The organism is Pseudomonas trutticola BRTCR10 (assembly GCF_056155105.1).
The window spans coordinates 3,115,920-3,133,766 of record NZ_CM149552.1; the positions used below are offsets into that span (position 1 = coordinate 3,115,920).

Consider the following 17,847-nt stretch of genomic DNA (forward strand, 5'->3'; position numbering starts at 1 on the left):
GAAAACATCGGGTCAATCCATCAACGCGGGACCGTCCTGCGTCAGCAGTTGCTGAAAATCCTGTGACGACACGGCGTGGGAAATGATGAAACCCTGAACCTGAGTGCAGTTGATTTTACGCAACACCGCCAGTTCTTGCGCCGTCTCGACGCCTTCGGCCACGACCGTCAAACCCAGTTGTCGGCCGAGGGCGACAATACTTGTCAGGGCCTGCGCCAACTCTTCATTTTCATTGCAGCCCTGGACCAGAGCCCGGTCGATTTTCAACTCGGTAAACGGCGTCGAGACCAGGTTCATGTAAGAACTGTAACCCTGACCGAAATCATCCTGCGAGAGGCCAAAGCCCTTCATGCGCAATCGGCATGCACCGGCGTAGAAGTTACTGATGTCCTCGGGCATCGAGCATTCCATCAATTCGAAACAGATCATCGCTGGAACCCCCTGGCGCTGAAGCACAAAGGCAAGAATCCGGTCAGCCAGATCGGGGCTGTTGAGCAGATGCGTCGGCAGGTTGATCGACACCGGGATCGCGTAACCTTGCACCTGCCATTGTTCCTGCGCCTTGATTGCTTGTCCCAGAATCAGCCACAGCAAACGCTCTTCCAGATTGAAGGCTTTGAAGGCCGGTAGAAATACCCCCGGCAGCAAAAGCCCTTGCTCAGGGTGAAGCCAGCGCACCAGTGCTTCGGCGGCGACGATGCGGCCGTTGGCCAGTGATTTCTTTGGTTGGAACCAGGCCTGCAATTCACCGTTATCCAGCGCATCGAGAATGGCCAGATGATCAATCTGCGGGCCGGGCAGGGGCAGGGTGGCCTGACGCAAGTTGCCCAATTGGTCGGTGAGATTGCGCAGGGCTGCGATCTTGACCGGTTTGGAAATCAGGCCGATGACTTTCACGCCCAGATTGCGCGCGGCGAGGCTGGCACTGGTCAGCATGCGGCGCGAGGCGGCGCTCATGATCGCCAGCGCGGGGCGCGAACCCGAGGCGGCAAGCCCCTGGATGAACTGCACGCCGTCCATGCCGGGCATCAACAAATCGGTCAACACCAGATCGAAGTCGTGGCGTTTCAGGCAGTCCAGCGCGGCGCTGCCTTCTTCGGCAAATTGCAGATGAAACTGGCCGATCTCGCTGAACAGGTTTTGCAGGTACAGTTGCTGGAACGGATGGTCTTCAACGACCAGGATACTAATCGGTTTCATGGAATGTTCTTTCGTAGGACGCCAACTGGTTATGCAGGGCCTGCAGCGTGAAAGGTTTGATCAGGCAGTCGTTCATCCCGGCCGCCAGACACAGCGCTTCTTCGCCGCGCATGGCATTGGCGGTCGCGCCGATAATCGGTACCGTACAACCGAGGCGGCGCAGCTCGCGGGCCAGTTCATAGCCGTTCTTCTGCGGCATGTTGACGTCGCTCAGGATCACGTCGAAATGCCCCTTGCGCCACAGCACCAGGGCTTCCTCACCGTTGCTCGCCAGCTCGGCGGTACAACCCAGCTCCTGCAACTGGTCATGCAGGATCAACTGGTTGATGACGTTGTCTTCGGCGACCAGTACATGCAGATGCAGGGTTTTCAGTTGCCGCTGTGGCGCATCGATTGTGGGTTTTCTCGCCGACAATCCTTGAGCGTGGCTGACCGCTTGATGAATGGCGTGCAGGTGATTGATGTTCACCACCCAGCCGTCGTCGCTCCATTGCGGTTCGTTGTAGCCATCGCCCGTGGCGATCACTCGCGAGCCGGTCCACTCGGCGTCCAGACGCTGTTCGAATGAGCCGGGATGCAGCTCCAGCAGCACATGGTCAGCGTTGCAGGCGCCCCGCGAAGGCCGATCAAGTTGCGGCCGTGCGCCCCAGCGGCGCAACCAGCCATTCATCGCTTCGGCCAGTTCGCGGATGGGTGACACCACGTAGACCGTCGCCGGCAACAGCGGCGTAAAGCTGCTCGGCAACCTCGGCGTTGAGGGCTGCTCGAGCGACAGGGTCAGAGAAAAGCTGCTGCCCAGGCCCGGCTCGCTGACCACGCGAATATGGCCGTTCATCAAGTGGGTCAGGCGTTGACAGATCGGCAACCCCAACCCGGTGCCGGCGATCACGTTGGTGTGGCCCCGCGACTGATAGAACGGTTCGAAAATCCGCACCTGATCTTCTTGGGTGATGCCTTTGCCCGTGTCCGACACTTGCCAGAACAGGTTCACCCGCTCAGCGTCACGCCCAAGCAGCTTCACCCGCAGCACGATACGCCCGGTATCGGTGAATTTGACGGCGTTGTTCAGCAGGTTGTAGAGGATCTGACGAATTCTCGACACATCGCCAATCACCCGTTCCGGCAGCTTCGGATCAATCACTGCGTACAGATCAAGGCCCTTGCCATGCGCCGCCGCCGCGTAGCCTTGAATCACTTCGTGGATCAGCTCGTGGACGCAGAATTCGCTGAGTTCAAGTGCCAGTTGCCCGGCTTCGATCTTGGACACGTCGAGTACATCGCAGATCAACTGCAGCAGCGTCGCCGACGAGCCTTCGATGGTGTGCAGATAGTCGGTTTGCTGCGCGTCCAGTTCTGTTCGCGCCAACAACTCCAGGGTGCCCAATACGCCATACAACGGCGTGCGGATCTCGTGGCTCATGGTTGCCAGAAACAGGGTTTTCGCTTCATTGGCGGCATCGGCCAATTGCCGCGCCTGTTCCAGCGCCTCTTCAATTTGCGTGCGCGTGCTGATATCGCTGAAGGCACAGAGCAACACGTCCTCGCCCTTGTAGCGAGTCGGTGCGCAGCTGAGATAGAGATGGCGGCCGTCGGCGGTTTCGAAGTAGTCAGTGACTTGCGGGTCCAGCGCATCGAACGCCTGATAGATCCAGCGATGGCTGAGCCTTTCTCTTTCGCCGCTTTGGCCCAGCCATTGTTGTGACAGGGTATTTTCCAGTACCACCTGACCATTGGTGCGGCGCAACACGCACAGGGCCACGGGTGCGGTTTGAATCACGTCACTGCTGAACAGTTCACTCTCCACCAGCGCCTGAATACGGCTGATGGTCGGCGCGATAAAGCGGTATTCGAGGCGGCGGATCAGGATCCACACGAGGCTGATACTGAACAGGCAGAACAGCAGCGCGCCGGCGAGGCGCGGCCACAGGGCGACGACGACATCCCGCAGGTTGATCGAATAAACCAGTTGCCAGTCCGAGGACTTCAGTTGTTTGCGCATCACCAGATGATCCGGCAACCAGCCTTCGCCAACGAAACCGAAGAAGTTCTGCCGCTGGATCTGCAGCAGGTTCTGGCTGAGCTGTGCAGGCTGGCTGTTGCTGAACACCAGCATGCCGTCGGAGTTGAACATCATGAACTGCCCGGCACTTTGATCATCCAGTGCATGGGAGACTTCGCGGCCGTCCATTTCCAGGCCGAGCCAACCGGAGTCGACGTCGCGCTCATCCAGGCGAATGAACATATACAGCCGGGAATGACTGGCCGACTGATTGGTCAACCAGAGTTCTTCCAGCGCAGCTGTGTTGTCGCGTTTGAGCGCCTGCAACCGATCAAGCATCGCCGGGGGGAAGTCGGCGACTATCGGCGTCGCCGTGTAAAGCCTTTTGACGCGCACGTCGTTGCCACTGCTGACGTAGAGCAGATTGACCTGTTTGCTCACCAGATACTGCTTGATGCGCTCCGTCAGCCAGATGCTCCACTGTTTGCCTCGCGTGTTGCCCAGCAGCAGGTGAACTTCCTCGGGTGAGACCTGCGGTTTGACCCCTTGAGGCTTGCGGATGGCCGACAGACTGAGGCTTTCCAGCAAGGCCTCGCGGGTGGTGAAAAAGGTGTGCGCCTCGGCAATGGCGCTGCTCATGTGGCTGCGTCGGCGCGACACTTCGGCATTGAAAGTCAGCAGCAGAAAGCTATAGACGCCGCTGAGGATGCCAATCAGTAACACCAGGCCAAAAATCCGCAGCAATCGGCGAGCGGCGTTGGGCGTAGAGAGCAGGGGGTTGATCTGGTGAAGGTAGTTCTTCAGTTTCATCCGGCCACCCTAGCGGGGCGTCGCCGGAGGCCACATCAGACGATTCCTAAAGTGTGCCGTTCTATAAATACGACATGACGAAATTGATACTGGTGTTGGCGCTGCCGGCGCGAAACTCCGCGCCCGGGATTCGGGTGTATGCCGCAAAGAAATTCGCCTCGGCGGTTTCCGCGCCGCTGGTGAAGCTGCTGAGAGTGTAGGTTTTATCCATCAGGATATTACCTACCGACGCATTGGTGATTTTCAGGCCAATACCTCTGGCGGTGGAGTATTGGTCAAGCTCCACGGTGCCGGTGTCTTTGTCGACGATGGGTGTGGTGGCGCTGAGTCTGATCTGAATTTTATTGATGCTCTTGTCGCAGCCGACGACAGGAATCTTGAAGGCGACCGGTGGTGTGGTATCACCGACGTTTTCCAGTTGGTGCAGTCGGTAGTCATTGCCCATCGCGACGTTCACGTCGTTCACCGTGCAGGATGCGGCGACGACATTGATCGGATTGAGCAAATTGAAGGAGGCGATGACATAGCCACTGCTGGTGACCCAGGTGCCGAGCAAGCCAGCGGGAATGGTGGTGCCCGGTTCGATGGTGCGGTTTTTGATCAGAAACAAGCGGTACGGCCCGTCCTTTATCTGCATGCCGGTCTTTGCGATGAAGCTCGGCTGCGGATCCAGTTTGGAGAAGAACGCGCTAAAGCCTTCTATTCTCAACCTCAGGTCCAGTCCGGTATTTCTCAAAGTGAATACTGTGCCCGTGGCGGGCTGAGAGCCCAATGCGGGATTCAACTGGAACCCGGAATTTTCCTCAGGGATACACACCGGTCGGATATGCTTGTTCAACCCCGAAGTGGTCACATCAAGGACGGTCAAACTGCTGCTATCGGCGGGAATATTCAGGGTTGATGGCGCACTGAAATTTATGACGCGAGGCTTGCCGTCGCCGGCCTGCCCATTGTCATCGATATAGCAGTTGGCGACCGCCCCGGCAGAGTGGAAGAGCAGTAATGTTGTGATGATTCGGTAGGTTCTGTTCACGGTGAAATCCAGTCTTCGGGTTTTCTGGCATTGAGCAGGGCGTTTTGGCGTCATCGCTCCCTTACTCATAAGTAATCGTCTGATAGTGATAGGCGCGTTATTCAGAGGCCATCAGAAGATTCCTAGAGTTTCTTGCTGCAGATTCGGTCGTGAGCGATCCTGTAATACTTTGAAACATTTGCGCGCGGCGGGCGGTCAACAGGTCACATTCCTGATAAGAAGCGTCCATGAAAACCCCACGGCCCTCCGCACGTCTTGAACCGCTGTCGCAACTGCGCAATCTGAAAATGGCCCGCTCGGCGCACGCTTATGTACGTGGCAGCACCGTGCAGTTTTACGAGTGGCTGCACAGCCAGCCGGGGCGCAGCCTGCCAAAAGGTCCGGCGGTGTGGATCTGTGGCGATTGCCATGCCGGCAATCTGGGGCCGACAGGGGATCTGAAGGGGAAAATCGACATTCATATCCGCGACCTCGATCAGACCGTCATCGGCAATCCCGCGCATGATCTGGTGCGTTTGGCCCTGTCGCTCGCCACAGCCGCCCGCGGCTCGGATTTGCCCGGCGTGGCGACCGCACGAATGCTTGAAGAGATGATGCGCGGCTACGAGCAGGCCTTTGAAGGCGATCTGGATGAAGAGCCGCCGCGCCCGACTCAGATCAAGGCCGGGATGCGCAGTGCGGTGCAGCGCACCTGGAAGCATCTGGCTGCGGAACGGATCGAGAACAGCAAACCGACCATCCCGCTGGGCTAGCAATTCTGGACACTGTCCCGGCCTGAGCGTGCGGCGCTGAAGGCGCTGTGTGCCACACCGGAAATCCACACGCTGGTGACTTCACTGAAGGGCCGGTCGAAGGACGACCGGGTAAAAATGCTCGACTCGGCGTATTGGGTCAAAGGTTGCAGCTCGCTGGGATTGCAGCGTTATGCGGTGTTGCTCGGTGTGGGCGAGGGTGACGATCAGGAATATTGCCTGCTGGATGTCAAAGAGGCCGTCGGTGCCGCCGCTCCACGTGCAGCCCGCGCCACCATGCCCAGGGACAACGGCAAGCGCGTGGTCGAAGGTGCGCGTTCGTTATCACCGGGGCTGGGCAATCGGATGCTCGCGACACGCATGCTCGATCACGGATTTTTCGTCCGCGAGTTGCTGCCGCAGGACATGAAGCTTGAACTGGACCAACTGAGCCAACGCGATGCGATGTTGGCGGCCGGTTATCTGGCGCGGGTCGTGGGGCTGGCCCATGCACGGCAGATGGACTTGGCGACGAGGGCCTCATGGATAGGCGAATTGCAAGCTTGCCGCTCGAAAACCCTGGACGCGCCGTCGTGGCTTTGGACGAGTGTGGTGCAGTTGGTCGGCAATCATGAGCGCGGCTATCTGGAGCATTGTCGCCGGTATGCGTTGGCGCACTGATTACTGGGCAAGTCGCTCTAATGTGATGCCCGGGGCAGGCGCCGCTGTGGATTTGACCTGATTGCGGTAACTCTGCGCACTGATGCCGAAATGCTTTTGAAACGCTCGGCGCATGCGTTCTTCGCGACCAAACCCCACGGTTTCGGCAATCCTCTTGATCGGTTCATCGGTGGTTTTCAGCAGCCGACTGGCCGCCTCCATGCGCAAGTTCTCTACGGCTTGCGCAGGCGTTTCCCCCGTGGCGGCGACGTAAGCGCGGGCAAAGTGGCGCGGGCTCATGCCGAACTGCTCGGCGAGCCGCTCGACCCGCAGATCACCGTTCAGATTTCCCGCGATCCAGCCGTGCAGACGGGCCAGACGCACATCGTGATCGGTGCGCAAGGCCTTCGATTGCGCATTGAGCGAGGCGCTGAGCTGCGGCTGTTCGGCGCTGCGCCAGAGGAACACGGTGAAATAGCGAGCCAGCGCCAATGCGGCGTGGGCGCCGAGATCCTGTTCGACCAGCCCGAGCGCCAGATCGATACCTGCCGTGGCACCGCCGCACGTCCAGAGATTGCCGTCGTGCAGATACAGGGCTTCGGTCTGACAGTGCAGCGCCGGGTAGCGCGCCTGTAATTCATCGGCGAATTTCCAGTGAGTCACCACTTTTCGCCCATCGAGCAGGCCCGCAGCGGCGAGGGCAAAAGTGCCGGTGCCAATCGAGCAGAGACGGCGGATTTGCGGGGCGCGGCTGCGCAGCCAGTGGCAGGCGTGTTCGTCGGCCTCAAGGGCAGCCATGCCCGGTCCACCGGCGACGATCAACGTATCGATCACTGGCGCTATCTGATCGACCTGCTCCAGCGAACAGGTGGTGACGGTGATGCCCGAGACCGACATCACCTGACCACCCTGCGGCGAGGCCACCAGCAACCGATACGGCAGATTCGTTGCAAAGTCGCCGGCCAACACACGCGGTATCGCGGCAAACACCTCGAGCGGCCCGGCAGCATTCAGCAGCAACAGATCGTCGAAGGCCAACACTACCACCGTGCGCGCAGGCAACGGCAGCGTGTCAGAGATGGCAGCAAAGGAGGGGTGTTTGGCATGGAGCGGCACGGCGGGCCTCGACATACTGAAATCAATGCATAAATGAGGGCACGACAATGCCGCTAAAACTTCCTGCTGCCAAGCACCCACTGCTGACGCGGTTCAAAGCGCTGCTGTGCTGCGCCGCGTTGGTCCTGGCGCATCCGGTGTCGGCTGCCAGCGAGCCATTGAAGATGGGCGACCAGAGCGGTCTGATTCAGGCGTTGCTGCAGGCGGCGGGTGAGGACAAGGATTTGGCGTATCCGCTGTCCTGGCATCCCTTTCTGGCCGGAACGACGATGCTGGAAGCACTGAGCGCCGGGGCGATCGACGCCGGTGTGGTGGGCAATGCGCCGCCGGTGTTCGCCCAGGCCGGCGGCTTCGATGTGCGCATCATCGGCGTGGCCAGTGGTGCGCAAAACAACAACGCGCTGCTGGTTCCGCAGGATGCTCAAGTTCATAACGTGGCCGATCTCAAAGGCCTGCGCATCGCCGTGGCCAAAGGCAGCAGTGGCCATTATTTATTGCTGGCGGCGCTGCATCAGGCAGGCCTGACCCCGCGTGATGTGACCATCGCCTACGTCAGCCCGGTGGATGCGCAAAATGCGTTCGCCAGCGGCAAACTCGACGCCTGGGCGGTGTGGTATCCCTTTGTCGGCCAGGCCACTTCGCGTGGTGCGCGGATTCTGCTCGATGGCAGTGCCTGGCCGGAAACCGGTCTGAATTTCACCGTCGCCAGCAAGCGCGCACTGGCAGATCCTGAACGAGCAGGGCAGGTCGGCGATCTGTTGGCTCGACTGGCCCGCGCCCAAGCCTGGGCCACCGCGCATCCTGAGGCCTGGGCCAAGGTGTTCGCCCAGACCACCCGCCTGCCTGTCGAACTGGTGCAGGAGATGCTCGCGCATCAAGACCTTCGCTACGTGCCGATTCAGCCGACAGTGATCAACTCGCAACAACGACTGGCGGACATGTTTGCTGCCGAGCGCCTGATTCCAAAACCCCTGCAAGTCGAGCAGATCTTCGACGACCGTTTCAACGCCTTGCTGCCAACACCGCAGTAACCCCACGACTTCACCTTGCCGCTTGACTGTCGGCCGGGATTCACACGCCTGGAGAAAAGCCATGCCTAACCTCGAACGCACCACGCTCAAACGCCAGAAAACCGGTCTGATCGCTGTCGATCATGCCCGCAGCGCTGGTGGCTACACGCTGTTCGCCCCGCAAACGGCGGGCGGCAATGTGTTCCTGATCGACCTTGACGGCGAGATCGTCCATCGCTGGAAACTGCCGCAACGCCCCGGCCGCGACGCGGTGATCCTGCGCAACAGCAATCTCGGTTACAACGGCAACCATCCTGATTCACCGGACCTGTTCCCGGGCTGGTCGGTATGGCATGGCGGCGCGTTCAGCGAAGTCACGCCTGAAGGCGAGGTGGTCTGGGAACACACCGATCTGCTCCATCACCACGACGCGCAGTGGCTGGACAACGGCAACCTGCTGTACACCACCGCCGAGCCGTTGAGTGCCGAATTGGCCCGTCGCGTAGTCGGCGGGATTCCCGGCAGCGAGGCGCCGGGCGGGGTGATTTATGCCGACGTGGTCAAGGAAGTCGATCGCCAGGGCAACGTGGTCTGGGAATGGCGCAGCTGGGAGCATCTGCGCCCTGAAGACTATCCGCTGCACGAGTGCTTCGAGCGCCACCACTGGCCGATGACCAATGCGGTGACGCCGGGCCGCGACGGTAAGGTGATCCTGAGTCTGCGCAGCGTTTCTTCGGTGATCGCCGTGCAACGTGGCAGCGGTGAAGTGCTGTGGCGTCTGGGCCACGATCTGGTCGCGCAGCAGCACTGCCCGAGTGAGCTGGACAACGGCAATGTGCTGGTCTTCGACAACGGCATCTTCCGTCCGCACATCAGCATGCCGCACTCGCGCATCGTCGAAATCAACCCGACGAAGCAGCGCATCGAATGGCAATACGCCGACACGCCGGGTTATGCCTTTTTCACCCCGTTCATGGGTGGCGCGCAGCGTTTGCACAACGGCAACACGCTGATCACCGAAGCCAACTTCGGTCGTTTATTCGAAGTGACACACCAAGGCGAAGTGGTCTGGGAATACGTCAATCCGTTCTTCGCCAGCTACCCCGATGCGCCTTCGCGCAATTATTTGCCCGGCGAAAACAACGCGATCTTCCGCGCGCATCGCTACCAGCGCGAAGACCTGCCTTGGCTGCGTGACTGATCACGCGCCGACTTCCACCGCAACGATTCCGCTCACGCAAGCCACGCGCAGCGAAGTATCGACTCCTTTCAAAGAGCGGCGTGAAGCCGCTCCAGGAACCACCGATGACTCTTCTTTATTCGCGCAATTTTTCAGTGGGCGCACTGGGCTTGTGTTCGCTGATGCCCATGTTGCCAGCAGCGGCCAATAATCTGCCGAGCAATTCCGATGTCCTGCAACCGGTGACGGTCGAGGCCCGCCGTCGCAGCGAAGATGCCCAGCAAGTACCCACGGCCATGAGCGTGCTCGGCGCGCAAACCCTTGAAGAACAACGCTTGTATCGCCTGCAGGATTTGCAGCAGGCGATGCCCAGCGTCAACGTCGCATTCATGCATGCACGGCAATCGAGCCTGTCGATTCGCGGTTTGGGTAACAACCCGGCCAGTGACGGGCTGGAGGGCAGCGCCGGGATCTATCTGGATAACGTCTACCTCGGTCGCCCCGGCATGGCTGTGTTCGATCTGCTGGATGTCGAGCAGATCGAGTTGCTGCGCGGCCCGCAAGGCACGCTGTTCGGCAAGAACACCACTGCTGGCGTGTTGAACATCACCACTCAGCGACCTTCGTTTACCCCTCAGGGCAGTCTCTCCACTTCGGTGGGTGAGGATGGCTACACGCAAACCCAGGCGAGTTTTTCCGGCCCGCTCAACGACACGCTGGCCGGACGCATTGCCGCCTATCGAACCCGTGAAAATGGCTACGTGGAAAACGACTTCGACGGCCACACGCTGGGTGGTGGCGTGCGGCAGGGCGCACGCGGGCAACTGCTGTTCCAGCCCAACGAGGATTTCAACCTGCGCTGGCTGGCCGACTATCACGAAGAAGACTCCAGCGCCGGCACTCGCTCGCTGTTCAGCACCGGGCCGATGATCAATGGCGTCAACCGCTACGAGCAGCGCGCAGCGGCGGTGGGCGCGACGTTGGCAAAGGGGCGCCATGTCAATCTCGACGCCGACCAGAGCGTCAAGGTGTTTCAGGGCGGCACGTCGCTGGAAGCCAATTGGAATTTGCCCGGTGACTACACGCTGACCTCGATCAGCGCTTACCGCTGGTGGGATTTCACCCCGCGCAACGACGATGAGCTGAACGTCGATGTCATGCACAACGTCGGGCAGTCGGCGCGGGACAAGCAGTACTCTCAGGAGATTCGCCTGGCTTCGCCGATCGGTGAGCGTTTTGATTACGTGCTAGGCGCGTATTACTTCCGTCAGGAAATGCGCAACACCGTGTTCACCGACTACGGCCCGTTGGCCGATACCTGGAATGGCACGCCGCAAGGTGCGCTGAACAACGTCACCAGCGTCGGCCACGGTGAAGTCGATACCGACAGTTTCGCCACGTTCGCCCAAGGCACCTGGCACCTGACCCCGCGACTGGATTTCAGCCTGGGCCTGCGCGGCACCTATGAACGCAAACTCGCCGAGGTGACGCGCAATGCGCCGGTCGGTGGTGCGGCGGGCAGCGGTACCGCAGCGGCGGCGAGGGCGGGGCGGATCGGTGCTTACGACTCCGGTGATTTGAGCCTGTACAGCTTCAGCCCTTCGGCGCTGGCCAGCCTGGCCTGGCATGTCAACGATCAGGTGCTGGCGTATGCCTCGCTGTCCCACGGCGAAAAGTCGGGCGGGGTCAACCTCAGCGTGGCCAGTGCGCCGGTCGCGGGTGCCGATTCCCTGTTGATTGGCAGCGAACGGGCCAACGACGCGGAACTGGGGATCAAGACCACGCTGCTCGACCAGCGCCTGTTGCTCAATACCAACCTGTTCTGGACCGAAGTGCATGGTTACCAGACCAACGCCTACGATGACGTCAACCTCACCAGCTATCTGACCAACGCCGGTTCGGTGCGCAGTCGCGGGCTGGAGGTTGATAGCAGTTGGCGTCCGCTGCGAGGGTTGACTCTGAACCTCAACGGCTCGTGGAACGACGTGCGCTATCTGTCTTACGAGGATGCACCTTGCCCGGCCGAAGTAGCGTTGCGTCCGGGTGCGCCGGCATCTTGCGACCTCAGTGGTCATGCGATGGTGGGCGCGTCGAAATGGATCTTCAACAGCAGCGCCAGTTACCAGTGGAATCTGGACGATGGCCTGCAACCCTACGTCAACGGCAACTACGCGTGGCGCTCGCACGCGGTCGGCACTGTTGATGATTCCCGTGAGGCGCAGTTGCCGGGCTACGGCCTGGTGAACCTTTCCACCGGTGTGCGCGGCGACTGGGGCCGGGGGCAGTGGGACGTGTCGTTGTGGCTGAAAAACGCCTTCGACAAAACCTACTACACCACCCTCTGGAATTCACCGAACGGCGCCTACACCGGCGTACTCGGCACGCCGCGAACGTTGGGCATGACGGCGCGATACGACTTCTGATTGTCGTTCGCCCTGATCGGCAAAAACACCCGAGCACGTCATTCGATGCTGCGCTGTGGCGGGGCATCGATTGACGTGCCCGGGTGGTCTTGCCGGGCGGAGAGTCCGCCGAGTCGACGTGCAGGGTGCGTAACTTCCGTCAGTAACTAAGCAATAGCCTGTCGGATCTTTCACTTTCCGTAGAACTTAGTCGTGACATATTTTGTTTGCTGTTTCAGAAACGTCCTACAACTTGCCTAAAAAACGTTGGTGTAGGATGTTCGGCAAATAAAAAGGGAGTGGTACGTATGGCTAATCACGGTTATATGAAGATCACGGGCAAGGCTCAAGGATTGATTTCATCGGGTTGTTCAACCCAGGACTCCATCGGCAACAAGTGTCAGACTGCACATAAAGACGAAATCATGGTGCTGTCTTACAGCCACAACATGGCCAATATCGGAAACGCTAACAAGCCGACGCACAATCCCGTCATCATCACAAAAAACGTTGATAAGTCATCGCCTTTACTGGCTCAAGCGCTTTCAAGCAGCGAAGAAATAAACTGCATTATCAACTTCTATCGAATTTCGCCGTTTGGCCTGCAGGAAAAGTTTTACACGGTAGAAATCAGAGGCGGCATGGTCACCGATCTGACACTCGATATGCCCCATGTGGTTTTACAGAATGACGTCGAACCGCAAGAGCACGTTGCCATTCGATATCAAGACATCATATGGACTCACCACCTGGCAGGAACCAGTGGTTACAGTTCATGGTGGGAGTAACCCATGAGCCCACTGAAGAATAGCTGCAAGCCAGGGAGTTGCGATTATTGGATGGTCAGTAATGCCGCTGCCAATCTGGCCAATCAAGCCTGTACGTTAAGTGCCCGTCACATTAAGGATGGCACGTTACGCATCCAGTTCAATCGCGAGGTTTCTTATTACGCCAGAGGCATTGTCAATGACGTTGCGCAGGGCAAAAGAAGCCATGAACAGGGCCTCAAAGCTATAAAAGACGAGCAGAACAGCCTGTTAAGCCAGTCAGTGGAGATTGCCAGAAAAGGCTTCGGTGCAATTGCAGGTGCACTTCAATTTGTAGCAGGTGCGGGGATTTGCTACGGCTCGGCCGGTGCGTTGTGCCTTTTTGTTGGCGCGCCTTTGATGGCTCATGGGGCCAATAATACTTATGAAAACGGGCGGAACTTATGGGAGGGTCGGTCAGATATACAAGGGCCCGTTAGAAAAGGTTATCAAGAGGCCGCTAAATTGATTGGGGGCGGAGCATTTGAAGGGAATATGGCTTATGGGGCCGTTGACTTGGGGCTTTCGGTATATGGCCTCGGCAGGCTGGTATTGAAGCCGGATGCGTGGCGGTTGTTTAGGTATGTGCATTCTGATTATGTTCGCGGTTATGAGAATGTGAGCAAAAAGGTATTGGCGACTGAAGTTATTTCGGACGGCATAACGATAAGGTCCATGCATTTAGATGTCCGGGAGCGCGATGAGTAACGCACTACTTCTAGCGGTGTTGTATTTTCTGGTTTCGCTGATTGTCTTTGTGATTTTTTTTAAAATCTCTAGAAATATTTCGGGAGTAAATTTTAGTGCTGGATGGTTTTGGTTTTTTCTTATATGGGTCATGCTTTGGGGTATGGTCCAGTTAGATGTGGCTCGGAATGGTTATATTCTGTTCATTCCAGCCTCAAAAGTTATCATTGAGGATAACTATTTAATTCGGTGGGTCGCATTTATAAGCTCTATCCTCCAAGTCTTTTGTCTTCCAGGCAAGGAAAAGCCAGGGGGTTGGTTTCCCCGAAAGTAGACTTGCATCTGCGGCAGTAGTGGACACCCTGCATCAGGAGGTCAAAAATAATGATAAGTGATTCACGATTAATAGAGGCGCTATATTTGCTTGTTTCCATATCAGGCTTCTGGTGTTTTCGTTCTATCTCAAGAAGGATTTCAGGAGAAAACTTTACGGATGGGAAGTTTTGGGTTTTTTTGGCATTTTCGTTGTTTTGGGGCGCGAACCAATTGAGCGTGGCTGACTATGGTCGCTTATTTTTATTTATGCCAACCCTGGAGGTTTTTGAAAGTGATTATATAATTCGGTGGATCGCATTGATAAGTGCTGTCGCCCAAGCCTTTATTCTTCCAGTCAAAAAAGAACAAAACCGCTGGTTCTCCCGAAAGTAACTCCTCCTCTAATCCGTCCCGCGCCACACCGCAACCCAGAAGCACCGACCACTCCTGCATGACGAATGACAATCCCCCATGGGGGTTGCCCGCATGAAATTTGTTCTGTAGATTTTCATGAAATTATAAGAAATAAATTTCATGAGGCCGCGAATGTTTCAGCAATCCCAGCGCCATGTCGACAGCTATTACGCCCACAGTTGCGCCACCATCCTCCGCGATCGACCTGCATTGAGCGGTGACCACGATACCGACGTGGTGATCATTGGCGCCGGTTTCAGCGGGCTGCACACCGCGCTGCGCCTGGCGTTGGCCGGCAAGCGGGTAACGTTGCTGGAAGCCAGCCGGGTGGCGTGGGCGGCCTCGGGGCGCAATGGCGGGCAGGCGATTCTGGGCTGGTCGTGTGATATGCCGCCGCTGGAAGCCGCGCTTGGTCATGAGCGGGCTAAACGGCTGTGGGACGGCATGCGCTGGGCGGCTCGCGAACTGCGTGAACTGCCGGGGCGGCATGCTTTCGACTGCGACTATCGCCCAGGGCATCTATGGACGTCGGTGATGCCGCGCCGAGTCAGTCTGCTGACCGAATGGCAACACGAAGCGAGCCACAAATGGGGCCACGATGCGTTGCAATTCATCCCGCGCGAAGAACTGCCGCGATGGGTCGCCAGCGAGCGCTATCAGGCAGGGCTTTACGACCCGGAAGGCGCGCACCTCAATCCGTTGAAACTGGCACTGGGTCTGGCGGCTGCCATCGAGCGAGCCGGCGGGCGCATCTTTGAGCAAAGCAAAGCGCTGAGTTATCAGGAGGAGGGCGCAGGTTTTCGGGTCAACACTGAACGCGGTTCGATCAAGGCCGATGTATTGGTGCTCGCCTGCAACGCCTATCTCGATGAACTCGACCCGCATCTGTCCAGCTGCATCCTGCCGGTGGGCACCTATCAAGTCGCGACCGCGCCGCTCACGTCAGAGCAAGCTACCGCACTGTTGCCGAGCAATGTCTGCGTGACCGACAACCAGTTCGTCCTCGATTACTTCCGCCGCACGCCGGACAACCGTTTGTTGTTCGGCGGTGGCTGCACTTATCTGGGCGGCATGCCCAAGGACATCGTGGCGGCGACCCGGCCGTTTCTCGAACGGGTGTTCCCGCAGCTCAAAGGCGTCGAGGTGCAGTTTGCGTGGGGTGGGCACATCGACCTGACGCTGAACCGCACGCCGGATGTCGGCGGCGCGGGCAACCGTTACTGGCTGCAAGGTTACTCGGGCCACGGTGTGCTGCCGACACTGGCCGCCGCTCGCGCCGTGTCCGATGCGATTCTCGGCAATGCCGATGAGTTGGCGTTGTATCAGGGCCTGAGTAATGGCAGCTTCCCCGGCGGCAAATACCTCGCCGCACCACTCGAAGCCATCGGCAAAGCCTGGTATCGCCTGCGAGACAGCATCTGATGAATCCTTTTCCGGAACCCCGGCCATGAACAAGCAAGAAGAAATCGCCGCGCTGGCGATCCTGATCCACGACCTGCGCAAGCACAAGAAGTGGACCCTCAAGGAGCTGGCCGACAAGATCGGTCGCTCGGTGGGTTTTCTCTCGCAAGTCGAGCGCGGCTTGTCGCGGCCCACCGTGGCCGACCTGACGGCGATCAGCGAAACCTTCGGCGTGCCGACCACCTATTTCTACAGTTTGCCCAAAGCCAAGGAACTGCCGTTTGTCACGCGCCCGGACGAGCGCCGCACGCTGTATTACGCCAACGGCATTACCGACATCCTGGTATCGCCGCAGATGCGCGCTTCGTTTTCCATGCTCGAAAGTCATCTGGAAGCAGGCGCCAGCAGCGGCGACCGGCACATCAGTGACAGCTCGGAGCAGGGCGGTTACGTGCTCGAAGGCGAATTGACCCTGTGGCTGGGCAATGACGAAGAACCGGCGACGCTCAAGGCTGGCGATAGCTTCCAGTTCGACAGCCACACCCGCTGCCGCTACGGCAATCTCACCGACCAGCTCACCCGCGTGCTGTGGGTCTACACCTGATAACAATCAAAGGATGAACACGATGGACGCTGTCTGCGCTGACCTGCTCGCTGAAGTACGGGCGTTTCGCCAACGCTACCCTGAGGTGCGTTATGTCGACCTGATTTGCCTGGACATTCCGGGGCACTTCTACGGCAAGCGCTACCCCGTGGACATGCTCGAAAAAGTCGCCGCCGGCAGCGTGCTCAAACTGCCGCAAAACTGCGTATTGCTCGGTGTGCAAGGTGGCTTGTTCAAGATTGGCGATTACTGCTTCAACGATGGCGACCCGGACGCCGTGCGCCGCCTGGTGCCCGGCACCCTGAAACCGGTGACCTGGGAAGCCCAGCCGCTGGGGCAGATGCTGATCACCTCCGACGGCACCGAAAACCCCATCGAATTCGAACCCCGCGAGGTCCTCGCGCAAGTGCTGAGCCGACTGGCGCGCAAAGGCATTCACCCGGTCGTGGCCTTTGAACTGGAGTTCTACCTGTTCGACAAAAAACTGCGCGACGGCCTGCCGCAATTCCCCCGCGACGACTTGACCGACGATGCCGATGATCAGCCCAACCTGCACATCGAACGCCTGTCACGCTTTGCGCCGGTGCTGGATGAAATGGTCGAGGCCAGCCGCGCTCAAGGCATCGACGCCACCGTGATCACCGCAGAGTTGGGCCCCGGCCAATTCGAAATCAATTTCGGCCATCTCGACGATGGTTTGCGCGCAGCCGACTGGGCGGCGCTGTTCTGTCGCAGCACCCGAGGCGTTGCGCTCAAACACGGCTATCGTGCAAGTTTCATGGCCAAGCCGTACTTGCAGCATCCGGGCAGTGGCATGCACGTGCACGTCAGTCTTTACGATGCTCAGGGCAATAACTTACTGGCGGCGAATCAGCAACAGCCGCTGCGCCATGCCATCGCCGGGTGCCTGGAATTGTTGCCGCACAGCATGCCGATCTTCGCCCCGAACCAGAATGCGATGCGGCGTTTGGGCGGCACGGTGAATACGGCGACCAAGGCGAGTTGGGGGTTTGAGGATCGCGATGCGTGTTTGCGCATTCCCGAGTCGGACGAAAAGAACCTGCGCATCGAGTACCGACTGGCCGGGGCGGATGCCAATCCGTATCTGGTGTTGGCGGCGATTCTGGTGGGCCTGGAGCATGGACTGGCGTCGGGCAAGGAGCCGATCGCGCCGCTCAATGACGATCGCAACAGCGGGATTGGATTCCCGACGGAGATGTTCGAAGCGGTGAGGGCGATGCAGCATCAAGCGCAGTTGCGTGAAGTCCTGGGTGCGGAGTTTGTCGACGTGTATTGCGAGAACAAACGCCAGGATCATCTGGCGTTCATGCAGGAGATCAGTGCGCGGGAGTATCGCTGGTATTTGTGATGGGAGCCCCTCAGGGAGCACGGTTTATTACCGCCAATTCCGCACACGTATAGTGCTTGTCCCAAGGCGCGATTACTCATAAACCCTCGAGTGAGTCGACTTATTAAAGT

General features: G+C 58.9%; 12 protein-coding genes and 1 pseudogene. 9 read left to right on the forward strand and 4 right to left on the reverse strand.

Annotated features, from left to right (window positions below):
- Positions 1-12: 12 nt before the first annotated feature.
- From pvrR to ACVVH8_RS13940, 3 genes are all read right to left on the reverse strand, one after another.
- Complete coding sequence (gene pvrR / locus ACVVH8_RS13930) at positions 13-1,200, reverse strand: response regulator cyclic di-GMP phosphodiesterase PvrR (RefSeq protein ID WP_475230840.1); 1,188 nt, start codon at positions 1,198-1,200, stop codon at positions 13-15.
- Entirely contained in the window at positions 1,187-4,009 is a 2,823-nt protein-coding gene (locus ACVVH8_RS13935; RefSeq protein ID WP_475230842.1) for an ATP-binding protein, read from the reverse strand. Before ACVVH8_RS13935 ends, pvrR begins: the two co-directional genes overlap by 14 nt.
- 61 nt (positions 4,010-4,070) lie before the next feature.
- Positions 4,071-5,042: a fimbrial protein gene (locus ACVVH8_RS13940; RefSeq protein WP_475230844.1), complete on the reverse strand. Its 972-nt coding sequence runs from the start codon at positions 5,040-5,042 to the stop codon at positions 4,071-4,073.
- Between the two features lie 227 nt (positions 5,043-5,269).
- Here ACVVH8_RS13940 and ACVVH8_RS13945 point away from each other — a divergent pair.
- Positions 5,270-6,454: pseudogene (locus ACVVH8_RS13945) on the forward strand (DUF2252 family protein).
- On the opposite strand, the gene ACVVH8_RS13950 reads toward ACVVH8_RS13945, so the two are convergent.
- A complete protein-coding gene (locus ACVVH8_RS13950; protein WP_475230846.1) occupies positions 6,455-7,564 on the reverse strand; it encodes a GlxA family transcriptional regulator in 1,110 nt (369 codons plus the stop codon). It abuts the pseudogene before it with no gap.
- Positions 7,565-7,596: 32 nt separating this feature from the next.
- Here ACVVH8_RS13950 and ACVVH8_RS13955 point away from each other — a divergent pair, with 32 nt between their 5' ends.
- The 8 genes from ACVVH8_RS13955 to ACVVH8_RS13990 all read left to right on the forward strand — a co-directional run bounded on the left by ACVVH8_RS13955 (position 7,597) and on the right by ACVVH8_RS13990 (position 17,737).
- The gene (locus ACVVH8_RS13955) at positions 7,597-8,580 is read left to right on the forward strand and encodes an ABC transporter substrate-binding protein (RefSeq protein ID WP_475230848.1); all 984 of its coding nucleotides are present in this window, start codon (positions 7,597-7,599) and stop codon (positions 8,578-8,580) included.
- A 61-nt stretch (positions 8,581-8,641) separates the two neighbouring features.
- A complete protein-coding gene (locus tag ACVVH8_RS13960) occupies positions 8,642-9,760 on the forward strand; it encodes an aryl-sulfate sulfotransferase (RefSeq protein ID WP_475230850.1) in 1,119 nt (372 codons plus the stop codon).
- Between the two features lie 104 nt (positions 9,761-9,864).
- Positions 9,865-12,162, forward strand: a complete 2,298-nt coding sequence (locus ACVVH8_RS13965; RefSeq protein WP_475230852.1) for a TonB-dependent receptor — start codon at positions 9,865-9,867, stop codon at positions 12,160-12,162.
- Positions 12,163-12,449: 287 nt separating this feature from the next.
- Positions 12,450-12,929, forward strand: a complete 480-nt coding sequence (locus ACVVH8_RS13970; protein ID WP_475230854.1) for an Hcp family type VI secretion system effector — start codon at positions 12,450-12,452, stop codon at positions 12,927-12,929.
- 3 nt (positions 12,930-12,932) lie between these two features.
- Positions 12,933-13,655 (forward strand): DUF4225 domain-containing protein, encoded by a 723-nt coding sequence (locus ACVVH8_RS13975; RefSeq protein WP_475230856.1) that lies wholly within the window; start codon positions 12,933-12,935, stop codon positions 13,653-13,655.
- Positions 13,656-14,495: 840 nt separating this feature from the next.
- Positions 14,496-15,785, forward strand: coding sequence for an NAD(P)/FAD-dependent oxidoreductase (locus tag ACVVH8_RS13980; RefSeq protein WP_475230858.1), 1,290 nt, complete (start codon positions 14,496-14,498; stop codon positions 15,783-15,785).
- 25 nt (positions 15,786-15,810) lie between these two features.
- Positions 15,811-16,368 carry a helix-turn-helix domain-containing protein gene (locus tag ACVVH8_RS13985; RefSeq protein WP_401296042.1) on the forward strand — a complete coding sequence of 186 codons (558 nt, stop codon included), beginning with the start codon at positions 15,811-15,813 and terminating at the stop codon, positions 16,366-16,368.
- A 22-nt stretch (positions 16,369-16,390) separates the two neighbouring features.
- Complete coding sequence (locus ACVVH8_RS13990; protein WP_475230860.1) at positions 16,391-17,737, forward strand: glutamine synthetase family protein; 1,347 nt, start codon at positions 16,391-16,393, stop codon at positions 17,735-17,737.
- The last annotated feature ends 110 nt before the right edge of the window (positions 17,738-17,847 follow it).